Here is a 13101-nt window from a genome sequence, read left to right as displayed (position 1 = left end):
CGATGGTCCAGCAGGGCATGGCGGCAATGTCCGGCTCGGCGCAGCCGATGCCGTCCGGCTCGGCGCAGCCGATGCCGAGCGGTGCCGTGGCGGCCGTTGCCGAAGCCCCGCCATTGGTGCCGGAAGCGCCGGCCGCTGCGCCCGCACCCGCCAAGGAGATGACCACGGGCACGCTGATCGACCAGACCCTGGAGCGCCCCTTGCGTCCCGGCGAGGTCTCGCTCGACGAGCTCGAGCGCGCCTTCCGCGAGACCCCGATCGAACCCGCGCCCGCGCCGGTCGCCAAGGCTGAAGAGAAGGCTGAGCCTGCGGCCGAAGCGCCCGCCGCCAAGGAAGTTACAAAGTCGGCCAGGGAAAAGGCTGCGGCCAAGAAGTCGGCAGCCGATGAGACCACCGGCGATGGCGACCGCATCGCCAACCAGTCGATCCGCGTCAACGTGGACACGCTGGAGCATCTGATGACCATGGTCTCCGAGCTGGTGCTGACCCGCAACCAGCTCCTGGAGATCTCAAGGCGCAACGAGGACACCGAGTTCAAGGTGCCGCTGCAGCGTCTGTCCAACGTCACCGCCGAGCTGCAGGAAGGCGTCATGAAGACGCGCATGCAGCCGATCGGCAATGCCTGGCAGAAGCTGCCCCGCATCGTCCGCGATCTGTCATCTGAGCTCGGCAAGCAGATCGAGCTGGAGATGCACGGCGCCGACACCGAGCTCGACCGCCAGGTGCTCGATCTGATCAAGGACCCGCTCACCCACATGGTGCGCAACTCCGCCGATCATGGCCTGGAGACCCCCGCCGAGCGTCTGGCCAGCGGCAAGGGCGAGCAGGGCACTATCCGCCTCTCCGCCTATCACGAAGGCGGCCACATCATCATCTGCATCGCCGACAACGGCCGCGGCCTCAACACCGAGAAGATCAAGGCCAAGGCGCTCTCGAGCGGTCTCGTCACCGAGGCCGAGCTGGAGAAGATGAGCGAAGCCCAGATCCACAAGTTCATCTTCGCGCCGGGCTTCTCGACCGCGGCCGCCATCACCTCGGTGTCGGGGCGCGGCGTCGGCATGGACGTGGTCCGCACCAATATCGACCAGATCGGCGGCACCATCGACATCAAGTCGGTGGCCGGCGAGGGCTCGAGCGTCACCATCAAGATCCCGCTGACGCTCGCCATCGTCTCCGCCCTGATCGTCGAGGCCGCCGGTGACCGCTTTGCGATCCCGCAGCTCTCGGTGGTCGAGTTGGTCCGGGCGCGTGCCAACTCAGAGCACCGCATCGAGCGCATCAAGGACACCGCGGTGCTGCGCCTGCGCAACAAGCTGCTGCCGCTGATCCACCTCAAGAAGCTTCTCAAGATCGACGACGGCGCCGCATCCGATCCCGAGAACGGCTTCATCGTGGTGACGCAGGTCGGCAGCCAGACCTTCGGCATCGTGGTCGACGGGGTGTTCCACACCGAAGAAATCGTGGTCAAGCCGATGTCGACGAAACTGCGTCACATCGACATGTTCTCCGGCAACACCATCCTGGGCGATGGCGCGGTGATCATGATCATCGACCCCAACGGCATTGCCAAGGCGCTCGGCGCCGCCGGCTCCTCGGCTCACGACATGGGCGACGAGGCTTCGGCCCATCACGCCTCCTCGGGCGAGCAGACCACCTCGCTGCTGGTGTTCCGCGCCGGCTCGTCCCAGCCCAAGGCGGTCCCGCTCGGGCTCGTCACGCGCCTGGAAGAGCTCGCGGCCGACAAGATCGAGTTCAGTAACGGCCGCTACATGGTGCAGTACCGCGAGCAGCTGATGCCGCTGGTGTCCATGGACGGTGTCACCATCGCCAGCCAGGGCGCCCAGCCGATCCTGGTGTTCTCCGATGACGGCCGCTCCATGGGCCTCGTCGTCGACGAGATCATCGACATCGTCGAGGAACGCCTCAACATCGAGGTCGGCGGCGCCAGCCAGGGCATCCTCGGCTCGGCCGTGATCAAGGGCCAGGCCACCGAGGTGATCGACGTCGGCCACTTCCTGCCGATGGCGTTTGCCGACTGGTTCACCCGCAAGGAGATGAAGCCGTCGATGCATTCGCAGTCGGTGCTGCTGGTCGACGATAGCGCGTTCTTCCGCAACATGCTGGCCCCGGTGCTCAAGGCGGCCGGCTACCGCGTCCGCACCGCGCCGACCGCGCAGGAGGGCCTTGCGGCCCTCCGCGCCCAGAGCTTCGACGTGGTCCTGACCGACATCGAGATGCCCGACATGAACGGGTTCGAGTTCGCCGAAGTGATCCGCTCCGACAGCAATCTGGGCGCGATGCCGATCATCGGCCTCTCCGCCCTGGTGTCGCCGGCCGCGATCGAGCGCGGCCGCCAGGCCGGCTTCCACGACTATGTCGCCAAGTTCGACCGTCCCGGTCTGATCGCGGCGCTGAAGGAACAGACCGCGGGCGCCGCCGGCGCCTCCGAGCTGAGCCGGGCAGCGGCGTAAGAGCATGATCCGGAAAAGTGTGAAGCGGTTTTCCGAAGAGATCATGCTCAAACAAAAAGGGCAGGGATCAGGAGAGACGATATGAGCAAGAAGACCCAAGTGGGCGAAGGCGCCATGGTCGAGTACGTCACCGCGATGATCGGCGGCCAGCTGTTCGGCCTGCCGATCTCCCGCGTCCAGGACGTGTTCATGCCCGAGCGCGTCACCCGCGTTCCGCTGTCCTCGCGCGAGATCGCAGGCGTGTTGAACCTGCGCGGCCGCATCGTCACCGTGGTCGACATGCGCGCCCGTCTCGGCCTGCCCAAGCCCGAGGATGGCAAGGCGCCGATGGCGGTCGGCGTCGACCTGCGCGGTGAATCCTATGGCCTGCTGATCGACCAGATCGGCGAGGTGCTGCGCCTGCCCGAGGACGGCAAGGAAGACAACCCCGTCAACCTCGACCCCCGCATGGCCAAGCTCGCCGGCGGCGTCCACCGTCTCGACGGCCAGCTCATGGTCGTCCTCGACGTCGATCGCGTTCTCGAGCTCGCGCCCGAGATGATGGCGGCCTGATACGGCGGCATCGCCGCTGGCGTGCCTGCAATTGGAAATGCCCCCGCAAGGGGATAGGAAGTAGAGGTTCACATGCGAACTTGTCTCGTCGTTGATGATTCCAGCGTCATCCGCAAGGTTGCGCGCCGGATCCTGGAAGGTCTCGACTTCCAGATTCTCGAAGCCGAGGACGGTGAGAAGGCGCTCGAGGCCTGCAAGCGCGGTCTGCCCGATGCCGTGCTGCTCGACTGGAACATGCCGGTCATGGACGGATACGAATTCCTCGGCCATCTGCGCCGCATGCCCGGCGGCGACCAGCCGAAGGTCGTGTTCTGCACTACCGAGAACGACGTGGCGCATATTGCGCGTGCGCTGCACGCCGGCGCCAACGAGTACATCATGAAGCCGTTCGACAAGGAGATCGTCACGGCGAAATTCCAGGAAGTCGGCCTGATCTGAGCGAACACCGGAGGCTGGACGGCTCCTTCGGCGATTGTTTTCAACCAAACCGTTTCAGTCTGAGTTGGTGAGTAATGAGTGTTGCGTTCGCAGGTAGTTCGACCACGAGCCCGTCGCGCGAAGCCGGGCCGCTGCGGGTCATGGTCGTCGACGACTCCGTCGTCATACGCGGACTGATCTCGCGCTGGATCGGAGCCGAGCATGACATGGAGGTCGCGGCTTCGCTGCGCACCGGGCTGGAGGCGGTCAACCAGCTCGAACGCATCAATCCCGATGTTGCCGTGCTCGACATCGAAATGCCCGAGCTCGACGGCATCTCGGCGTTGCCGCAGCTGCTGGCAAAGAAGCGCGATCTCGTCATCATCATGGCCTCGACGCTGACGCGCCGCAACGCGGAGATCAGCTTCAAGGCCCTGTCGCTCGGTGCGGCCGACTACATTCCGAAGCCTGAATCGACGCGCGAGACCTCCGCCGCCGATATCTTCCATCACGACCTGATCCAGAAGATCCGTCACCTCGGTGCGCGCTTGCGCCGGAAGCCGGCCGTGGCGAGTCCGCCGTTGGCGCCCGCTGCGCCGGCTGCACGCGCGCCGGCTGTCGCGCGGCCTGCCGCGCCGGCACCGGCCGCGCATACCTTGTACCCTGGCGCGGTGACGACGCGTCCGTTCTCGACCCAGGCGCCGAAGGTGCTGCTGATCGGCTCCTCCACCGGCGGCCCGCAGGCGCTGATGGCACTCGTCACCGAGCTCGGCCCGGTGATCGACCGCGTCCCGGTGCTGATCACCCAGCACATGCCGCCGACCTTCACCACCATTCTCGCCGAGCATCTGGCGCGTTCGAGCCGCCGACCGGCAGCCGAGGCCGTGGATGGCGAGCCGGTGAAGCCCGGCCGCATCTATCTCGCGCCCGGTGGCAAGCACATGCGTGTCGTGCGCAGCGGCGCGGACGCCGCGATTGCGCTCGATGACGGCCCCGCCGTCAATTTCTGCAAGCCCGCGGTCGATCCGCTCTTCACCTCCGCGATCGACGTCTGGCACGGCAACATCCTCTCCGTGATCCTGACCGGCATGGGCTCGGACGGCATGCGCGGCGGCAAGGACATCGTCGCTGCCGGCGGCAGCGTGATTGCACAGGACGAAGCCTCCAGTGTGGTGTGGGGCATGCCGGGTGCGGCCGCCAATGCCGGCATCTGCGCGGCGATCCTGCCGCTCAACCAGATCGGCGCCAAGGTCAATCGCCTGTTAGCGGGAGACCGCACGTGACGCCCGCGGATTACGACTATCTGCGCAAGTTCCTGAAAGAGCGCTCCGGCCTCGATCTCTCGCCCGACAAGCAATATCTGGTCGAGAGCCGCCTGCTGCCGCTCGCCCGCAAGGCGAGCCTGCCGGGCATCCCGGATCTGGTGCTGAAGATCAGAAACGGCGATGGCCGGCTTGCGACCGACGTGGTCGAGGCCATGACCACCAACGAGACGTTCTTCTTCCGCGACAAGATCCCGTTCGATCATCTGCGCGACAGCATCATGCCCGGCCTGATCCAGGCCCGCGCCGCGCGCAGATCGCTGCGGATCTGGTCGGCGGCGTCGTCGACGGGGCAGGAGCCCTATTCGATCGCGATGTGCCTGAAGGAGATGGGCGCCGCGCTCGCGGGCTGGCGTATCGAGATCGTCGCGACCGATCTGTCTCAGGAAGTTCTGGAGAAGTGCAAGGCTGGCGTCTACAGCCAGTTCGAGGTTCAGCGTGGCCTGCCGATCCAGTTGCTGATGAAATACTTCACGCAGGCGAGCGATGTCTGGCAGCTCAACGCCGACGTCCGGTCGATGGTGCAGTTCCGCCAGCTCAATCTGCTGCAGGACTTCTCCCATCTCGGCACGTTCGACGTCATCTTCTGCCGCAACGTGCTGATCTATTTCGACCAGGACACCAAGGCCACGATCTTCGAGCGGATGGCGAAGGTCCTGGAAGCGGACGGCACGCTGCTGCTGGGCGCCGCCGAATCCGTGGTCGGCATCACCGATGCGTTCCGCCCCATCTCCGACCGCCGTGGTCTCTACCAGCCCAATCCGGCGCGTTCCGGTCGCCCGATGGGCGGACTGATGCCGCAACCCCTGAAGATCGCCGCGGCGCGGTGAGCTTCGCCTCGTCATTCCGGGGACGCGCGTCAGCGCGGAGCCCGCAATCCATGACCACAGGCCATCGAATTGGGCAGGCGGTTAGGCGGGGCATGTTCGATCTCTCCGTGGTTATGGACTTCGGGCTCGCGACTTCGTCGCGCCCCGGAATGACGGATACTCACAAGATCGCATGCGGCACAAACCGCGAGCTGTTGCCGGTGATCGGGCTTTCATCCTCGCGGATCGAAAGCCCGCACGGCTCGTGATTCACCAGCCAGCTTCCGATCACCGGATAGACGCCGGAAAAATTCGGCAGCGGTGACAGCGCCTGGCGTACAAAGCCTTCGGCGCCATAGGGGCCGGCGTGCTCGTCGAGCGACATTCCACCGGACACCAGTGTGACATTGGCGCCTTCGCGCGACAGCAGCGGTTTGCGCACATAGGAGCTGCCGAGCTCGGCGGCGCGCGGGTCGTCCTCGAAAAAGGCCGGCAGCAGGTTGGGATGGTTCGGGAACATCTCCCAGAGCAGCGGCAGGATGCCCTTGTTGGAGAGCACCGCCTTCCATGGCGGCTCGATCCAGCGTGTCGGCGCGCCCTTGAGCTTTGCGCCGAAGGCGTCGCGGAACATCCATTCCCAGGGGTAGAGCTTGAACACCAGCTCCATGTCGCCGTTGTCGAGGTCGACGAAGCCGCCGGCCTCGTCGCGCCAGCCGATCGCCTCGATGTCGAGCAATGTGGTCGAGAGGCCCGCCTGACGCGCGGTGTCCTCGAGATAAGCCAGCGTGCCGGCGTCCTCCTCGTTGCCGGTGGTGCCGGTGAGATGCAGATGCTTGCCCGCGGCAATGTCCTTCCACGCAGCGATCAGCCGTTCGTGGATCGAGTTGAACTGGTCGGCGCGCGCGGGGATGATGCGCCGCTCGATCGCCTGCTCGAGCCACGTCCACTGAAACACTGCGGCTTCGAAGATCGAAGTTGGCGTATCCGCGTTGTATTCGAGCAGCTTTGCAGGCGCCTCGCCGTCAAATTTGAGGTCGAGCCGGCCGTAAAGGCTGCGGTCATCGCGCTCCCAGCTCTCTGCGATGAGGTCCCAAAACGCTTCCGGAATCTTCAAACGTCGCAAGCGCTGCTCGCTGCCAATGACGCGGCCGGCAAGCTCGAGGCACATCGCGTCGATCTCGGCGGTCGGCGCCTCGATGGAACGCTCGATTTCGTCGAGCGTGAAGGCGTAATAGGCGCGCTCGTCCCAATAGCGCTCGCCGCCGATGGTGTGGAAGGCGAAGCCGCATTGCTCGGCCGTCTGTTGCCAGTCGTCGCGTTCAGGACAGGTGATACGTTGCATGTGTCAGCCGCCGCCGTGACCGCCATGACCATGACCACCATGACCATGACCACCATGACCATGACCGGGATGGCCAGCATGCATGCGATGCAGCGTGCCGCCGAAGCCGCCATAGCTCGGCCGGCAATATGTCTGGCCGTCGATGCCGGCTACGGCTTCGAGTCCGGAGCCGCAGGGGCGCCTCGTAAGTCCCATCGAGATCGCGCCGGCCGCGGCGGTGCCCATCAAGGTCAGCACGATTCTTCGCGAGCGCTTCATGTCGCTTCCTCCGGCGCCATCACCTAAGCAGACCAGCACGCGCGGTTGAATTCACAAACCCGCGCCTCATTCGCCGCCCGAGAAGCCATGGCCAAACGAGCCGAAGCCGCCGCGCGTGACGCCGCCAGAGCCCGAGTCGGACGAACCGCCCGGCGAAGAATGGCTCGAGGAGTCGCTGCTGAAGAAGCTCGATCGCGACGACCAATGGCCTCCGCCGCTGCCGCCTGATGAGCTGCTGCTACAGTTGGTGTTCGCTTGGGCAGGCGCCGTTGCCCCGGGGACTGTCGCCCCGGGGACTGTCGCCCCGGGAGGCATGGGGTCGCAGTTTCGCCGCGGCGTCAACATGAAGGCGGTGCTACCGACCGCGATCGTCCCCATCACCAGTAGCGCGACATGTCCGGAGCGCTTCACCGGCTCCCGCGGCGGGAGCGGCAGTGCCGCCGGCAGGCGCGGCCGGCGCTTGCCGAAATCCTTGGGAGGAGGTTTCTCGGCCATATCAGTAGATCATGCAGGCAGCGTTCAACAGGCCCGCGGCGAGCGAGGACAGGCCGAGCCAGATCGCGGGTGCGAGCTCACCGGCGGCGATCCGCCCCGACAGGTTCGGCACCGGGATTTTCACGATGTAGAACACCGCGACCTGCACGATCAGCGCGATGAAGGCCCAGATCAGGCAGTCCAGCACATTGGCCGAATGGGCGATCGCGCTGAACAGCGGGGCCACGAAGCCGAGCAGGCTGAGGCCGAGCGCCAGCGCTGCGGCAGGGTCGTTGTCGCGAATGAGCTGGAACTCGTTGTGCGGCGTGATCCGCGTGTAGACGAACAGATATGCTACTATCGCGATCAGCCCGGTGCAGAAATAGACCAGAAAGGCGGGCAGGCCGGCGAGCGATTGCAGGATCATGGAGCTGGTCCGAATTTGACGCCGCCAATTCTGGCACGATCGCTTGGTCGCGGCACCAGGTCTTCGGGTTCGATCCCCAGAAACAACCCTGCCAGGCGACGCGCCGGGGCCCTTCGCAACATTTCGGGCCGCATGAGACTTGTTTCACAAATGCGTCTCGAGGTTGTGTGTGATAGTCTGGCTGCTGCCGTCATCCGGGAGGAGCAGATGTATCGCCCCTTCGCTGGCATCAGTTCGTCGGCGCATGATTGATCGAGCCAGCTCGATCTGGCCGGCGACAATGCACGCGCGGTCATGGCGAAGCGCGCCACCCGGATTGGAGGTTTTTCCAACGCAAGACATTCCAGCGGCCGTATTGATCTTGTTTGAGTGAGGCCCAAATGCCCGATTACGAAGATTTCGAGCTTGAGATCGGCTCCTATTTGCCGGGAGGCGTCGGCCCGCAGCAATATTACGGACGCGTCGTGAGATCGCCGGGCGGCGAGGCGCCGCGGAGCCAGTTGAAGTTCTGGTTCTCTGCGCCGGGCGAATTGGCAAAGCTGCGCGGCGAGCTGGAAAGCGCAGTGCTCGAGATCGACGATCGAAGTCGTCCGGGTCCGGTGACGCGCGGCGAGCAGGTGCTGCGGGACTTCGGGCGCGGGGTCTTCCGCAGCGTCTTCACCGAAGTGCCGCTGATCCGGCAGGTCTACGATCGCAGCAAGGGCGCGACCCAAGATCTGAGGATCAAGCTGCGCATCGAGGCGGACGAGCTTGCCGGGCTGCCGTGGGAATATCTCTACGACGAAAACGAGATTCCCTACTATGTCAGCCTCACCCGACCGATCGTGCGGCATCTGGAAACGGCCGGAAGCGTGACGCGTATGGGCGTCAAGGGCCCGCTGCGTATTCTCGGCATGATCGCCGATCCGTCGACCAGCGAATGGCCGAAGCTCGACGTTGTCAAGGAACGGGACCGCATCAACAAGGGCATCGATGCGCTCCAGCACGAAGGCAAGGTCGATTTTCAATGGGTCCCGGGCGGCACCGGAAAAGACCTGATGAAGAAGCTGCTGGAGGGGGAGTGGCACATCTTCCATTTCATCGGCCATGGCGGCGTCGACGACCTGCGTCCCGGGGCCGACGCCGATAGTTTCGACGAGCGCGGCTTCGTCGTCATGGTCGACGAGGACGGCAAGCCGGTGAAGAAGTTCGCCTCCGATCTTGCGATGATGCTGTCGGGTGCCAGGCGGAGCCTGCGTCTGATCGTGCTCAATTGCTGCGAGAGCGCCAGGATCAATGTCGGCGATCGCTTCGGCAATCCGGCGATCGGGCTGATGAAGACGGGCTGGCTGCCCGCCGTGGTGGCGATGCAGTTCCCGATCACCGACAGCGCCGCGATCTCGATGTCGGAAGGGTTTTACTCGGCTCTCGCAGGCAACCGGTCGATCGACGACGCCGTGACCTACGCGCGCCAGTTCATCCAGCAGAAGTCGCGGGTGGAATGGGGCATCCCGGTTCTCTACATGCGCTCGTCCGACGGACGGATATTCAACGTCGAGACGCCGCCGCCGGCCGCGCACCTGCCCGAAGCGGCGCGTCTCTCCGGGGAAGACCTGCGGCAACGGCGGGATGCGTTCCTGCGCGAGCTCGAGGCCACGCCGGCCACCATCGAGGCGCTGGAGGAATTGACCCGCCGCGGACGCGAGCTGCACGTCCTGCTCGCGGACGACAACGAGCTCTCGGTCCGGCTTGCCAAGGTCTATTTCGATCTCGGCACGCTCCAGCACAAGCAGAAGCAGATTCCGAAGGCGGCCGCCAGCTTCGCCTATTCGATCGAGCTCGACCCGGCCAGGGCGGAATACCGGGTGCGCAGGGCCAATTTCAACGTGACGGTCGGGCTCTACGAGAACGCGCTGAACGACATCAACGAGGCCATCAGGCTCAAGCCGGACAACGCTGAATTCTTCTGGATCAAGGGCATCATCAGCATGACCGCGTCGGGGGGCGACAACAAGCGCGGCTATCTGGAAGAAGCGATCAAGGCCTTCAGCGCGGCGGTCGCGATCAATCAGACCGAGCCCAAATATCTGGTGTCGCGCGCCAATGCCTATGTGCAGGTCAAGGACCTCGCCAGCGCCCAGAACGACATGGACAGCGCGATCGCGCTTGCACCCGACAACATCGACCTCGCGCTGCAGAAAGCCAAGATGTTCGCTGCCCAGGCTGCGTGATCTCCAAGGCTTCGCCGGATCCTATCGTGCCCGGCGGAGCTTCCACAGCGAACCCCGGCGATAGGAGTTCATCGTGTCGCTCGATCAGGCCATTGCCTTGTTGAACAGGTTCTTCGACGCCTTTGGCGCGCCGCTCATGGTCGCGCTGTTCTTCTGGTTCAGGTTTCATACGCTCAAGGGCACGCGCTCGTTCACCACCCTTCCCTTGTTCGCGTTCGGCGTCGCTCTTTTCATCGCGCCGTTCGAGCTTTTCTATGCGCTGCTGGTGCAGAAGCTGTGGCCGCTCGCCGCGATCTGGCTGGTGATGCTGAGCTGGCTCGTCCCGGCCGTTCCGGCGCTGTGGCGGGGCTTCTGTCATCAGCTTGCCGGAATCCCCGCCAGCGCGCTCAGCCTGCGCGAGACCCTGGCTGCGGCGCCCTTCCAGGTTCATCCGGACGATATGCCGAGCCTTCAGCGCAAGCTTGCCCGGGTCGGCTACCAGATCGACGACTTTCGCGCCGTGCAGTCGACCGCCATCCAGTCGCGCCTGCTGAAGATCTCGGCGCTCATGCTGCATCTCGAGCGCTGGACCGGCGAACGCTTCATGACGCGCAATCGCGATCTCTATGTGGAGTTGCTGGCCGCCTACGATGCCCTGTGCTTCCGGACCGTTCGCGTGCTCAGGAGCAGCGCCGAGATCTATGGCGCGATCATGGAGGACAGTGAGGTCGAGCCGAACGACTGGGAGGCGCTGGATTCGCTCTCGACCCGGCACAGCACGGTGAGCCAGTTGCAGCTGGCGGCGCAGACGGCAGCGGGGGGCATGCTGGAGGACTTGCGCAAGGACATGGATTCCCTGCTCAACAATCTGCTGCTGTTCGCCGTGCGCGCGGCGCTGGCTGGCGCATGGACGCTGGTCGGAGCCAAGCGGCGGCTCGGCGCGATCGGCTTCGTGCTGGATGCCTCCTCGCCTGGCTTCGCCAAATTCGTGGCAAGCGTCGCGGTTTTCGGGTTCTGCTGGTCGCTGTCCTGGCTGGCGTTGTCGGGCAGGCTGATCCACCTGCCCGGCGATCAGTTCATCGCGGGGCTGCGCACGGTACTGACGACGCCGCTGTACTTCATCGTGAACTTCTCGGTCGTCTATCATTACAAGCAGCGCTACGCGTTCGCGAACGAGAACATCTTCGGCCAGCTCCCGATCGGATTCATCCTGTCGATCGGCCTCTGCACCGCGCTGATCGTGTTCCTTCCGGTTCAGGTGCTGTTCGACGTCCTCCAGTTCTCCGATGAGCGTCTTTCGCAGGTGGTGCTTTATGACCTGCCGCTGCTGATCTTTCCCTGGGGCATCGGCACCATGACCGCACTGCTGGTGCAGGATTCGACGTGGGGCCGGCGCTCGCGACGGACCAGGCAGTTGCGGGACGGCCTCGTCTTCGGGGCTGGCATGACGGTGCTGCTGGCGGTGTTGATGGCGATCTACCAGATCGTCCCGATGCCGGTGATGCGGGTGGTCGACGACATGTCGGCATCGACGTTTTTCATCGATCTGGTCGCCCCGACCTTCGCGTTCGGGCTCGTCACCGGCTATCTGATGATCGGCCGGCTGCGGGAAGCGGCCGCGCGGTACCCCGCCTGGAAGGCGGACCTCGCGTCCGGATCGCTCGCGCGCGTCTGACGTAGTCCCCCAAAACAACAAAACCCCGCCATTTGCGGCGGGGTCCAGGCTGGGAGGAGCGAGCCCGTGGGCTCGCGACGTAAACTTGAGGATCAGGCGGGGATGCGCTCTTCGTGCTCGTGCGGCTCGCGCAGCACGTAGCCGCGGCCCCACACGGTCTCGATGAAGTTGCGTCCCTCGGAAGCGTTGGCGAGCTTCTTGCGGAGCTTGCAGATGAAGACGTCGATGATCTTCAGCTCGGGCTCGTCCATGCCGCCATAGAGGTGGTTGAGGAACATTTCCTTGGTCAGGGTCGTACCCTTGCGGAGCGAAAGCAGCTCCAGCATCTGGTATTCCTTGCCGGTCAGGTGCACGCGCTGGCCGCCGACTTCGACCGTCTTGGTGTCGAGGTTGACGACGAGGTCGCCGGTCTGGATGACCGACTGGGCGTGACCCTTGGAGCGGCGCACGATCGCGTGGATGCGGGCGACCAGCTCGTCTTTATGGAAGGGTTTGGTCATGTAGTCGTCGGCGCCGACGCCGAGACCCTTGACCTTGTCCTCGATGCCGGCGAGGCCGGAGAGGATCAGGATCGGTGTCTTGATCTTGGAGACCCGAAGCTGCTTGAGCACGTCGTAGCCGGACATGTCGGGCAGGTTGAGGTCGAGAAGAATAATGTCGTAATCGTATAATTTACCGAGATCGACGCCTTCTTCCCCCAAATCGGTCGTGTAGACGTTGAAGCTCTCAGACTTCAGCATCAGCTCGATCGACTGCGCGACGGCGCTGTCATCTTCAATCAGCAAAACGCGCATGCCAGTTCCCCATAGTCGCCGCTCCTGGGCGTCAGGTCGGCCGCATTCGCGGCACTCAACAAAACGCCTTTGAACAACTGATTCGGATCCTGACAACAGATGGTTAACAAATCCTGATTCTGGAACGCAAGTCCCCCGGTGCAATTTTTCTCGAATCGCCCTAAGGTCTTGCGTGGGAAGCAGCTTTCGTTATCCAGTTCCGTTCAAGCTCCACTTTAAGAGACGGGCCTAACCGACTCCCGCGACTCAGCCTTCTTCTGAAGGGGAGCCACGCTCAGTCACAAAGACAGTGACGCAATGATTAATGATGCGGGTAAACACCAAGTTAAGCGCCGTTCAGAAATATGGCGAAATTTAAGGGTTTCTCCGTG

12 protein-coding genes are annotated in these 13101 nt (G+C 64.3%); 7 read left to right on the top strand and 5 right to left on the bottom strand.

From position 1 onward, the window contains the following. From JQ621_RS23600 to JQ621_RS23580, 5 genes are all read left to right on the top strand, one after another. A partial coding sequence (locus JQ621_RS23600) for a hybrid sensor histidine kinase/response regulator (RefSeq protein WP_212237165.1) occupies nucleotides 1-2471 on the top strand: 2471 nt, incomplete at its 5' end. An 81-nt stretch (nucleotides 2472-2552) separates the two neighbouring features. Continuing rightward, nucleotides 2553-3023 carry a chemotaxis protein CheW gene (locus JQ621_RS23595; protein ID WP_212237162.1) on the top strand — a complete coding sequence of 157 codons (471 nt, stop codon included), beginning with the start codon at nucleotides 2553-2555 and terminating at the stop codon, nucleotides 3021-3023. Nucleotides 3024-3095: 72 nt separating this feature from the next. Continuing rightward, nucleotides 3096-3461 carry a response regulator gene (locus JQ621_RS23590; RefSeq protein ID WP_212237155.1) on the top strand — a complete coding sequence of 122 codons (366 nt, stop codon included), beginning with the start codon at nucleotides 3096-3098 and terminating at the stop codon, nucleotides 3459-3461. 74 nt (nucleotides 3462-3535) lie between these two features. After that, nucleotides 3536-4723: a protein-glutamate methylesterase/protein-glutamine glutaminase gene (locus JQ621_RS23585; protein WP_212237147.1), complete on the top strand. Its 1188-nt coding sequence runs from the start codon at nucleotides 3536-3538 to the stop codon at nucleotides 4721-4723. Continuing rightward, nucleotides 4720-5592: a CheR family methyltransferase gene (locus tag JQ621_RS23580; protein WP_212237139.1), complete on the top strand. Its 873-nt coding sequence runs from the start codon at nucleotides 4720-4722 to the stop codon at nucleotides 5590-5592. The genes JQ621_RS23585 and JQ621_RS23580 overlap by 4 nt, the downstream gene beginning before the upstream one ends. A 160-nt stretch (nucleotides 5593-5752) precedes the next feature. Here the strand turns inward: JQ621_RS23580 and JQ621_RS23575 are convergent, their stop codons facing one another. The 4 genes from JQ621_RS23575 to JQ621_RS23560 form a co-directional block, all read right to left on the bottom strand. Continuing rightward, complete coding sequence (locus JQ621_RS23575; protein ID WP_212237137.1) at nucleotides 5753-6913, bottom strand: glutathionylspermidine synthase family protein; 1161 nt, start codon at nucleotides 6911-6913, stop codon at nucleotides 5753-5755. A 3-nt stretch (nucleotides 6914-6916) separates the two neighbouring features. Further along, the gene (locus JQ621_RS23570; RefSeq protein ID WP_212237135.1) at nucleotides 6917-7171 is read right to left on the bottom strand and encodes a hypothetical protein; all 255 of its coding nucleotides are present in this window, start codon (nucleotides 7169-7171) and stop codon (nucleotides 6917-6919) included. A gap of 66 nt (nucleotides 7172-7237) precedes the next feature. Beyond that, nucleotides 7238-7666: a hypothetical protein gene (locus JQ621_RS23565; protein ID WP_212237133.1), complete on the bottom strand. Its 429-nt coding sequence runs from the start codon at nucleotides 7664-7666 to the stop codon at nucleotides 7238-7240. A gap of 1 nt (nucleotide 7667) precedes the next feature. Continuing rightward, nucleotides 7668-8072, bottom strand: coding sequence for a DUF350 domain-containing protein (locus tag JQ621_RS23560; protein ID WP_212237131.1), 405 nt, complete (start codon nucleotides 8070-8072; stop codon nucleotides 7668-7670). A gap of 380 nt (nucleotides 8073-8452) precedes the next feature. Here JQ621_RS23560 and JQ621_RS23555 point away from each other — a divergent pair, with 380 nt between their 5' ends. Together JQ621_RS23555 and JQ621_RS23550 are read left to right on the top strand one after the other, a co-directional pair. After that, the gene (locus JQ621_RS23555; protein WP_212237129.1) at nucleotides 8453-10282 is read left to right on the top strand and encodes a CHAT domain-containing tetratricopeptide repeat protein; all 1830 of its coding nucleotides are present in this window, start codon (nucleotides 8453-8455) and stop codon (nucleotides 10280-10282) included. Between the two features lie 73 nt (nucleotides 10283-10355). Next, nucleotides 10356-11936 (top strand): hypothetical protein, encoded by a 1581-nt coding sequence (locus JQ621_RS23550; protein WP_212237128.1) that lies wholly within the window; start codon nucleotides 10356-10358, stop codon nucleotides 11934-11936. Between the two features lie 92 nt (nucleotides 11937-12028). Here JQ621_RS23550 and ctrA read toward each other — a convergent pair whose 3' ends face one another. Beyond that, nucleotides 12029-12730, bottom strand: a complete 702-nt coding sequence (gene ctrA, locus JQ621_RS23545) for a response regulator transcription factor CtrA (protein ID WP_008138878.1) — start codon at nucleotides 12728-12730, stop codon at nucleotides 12029-12031. Nucleotides 12731-13101 lie beyond the last annotated feature (371 nt).

It is taken from the genome of Bradyrhizobium manausense (assembly GCF_018129685.1).
Lineage (GTDB): Bacteria > Pseudomonadota > Alphaproteobacteria > Rhizobiales > Xanthobacteraceae > Bradyrhizobium > Bradyrhizobium manausense_D.
The sequence above is the reverse complement of the archived record's forward strand: the minus strand, read 5'-3'. Positions and strand labels throughout refer to the sequence as shown.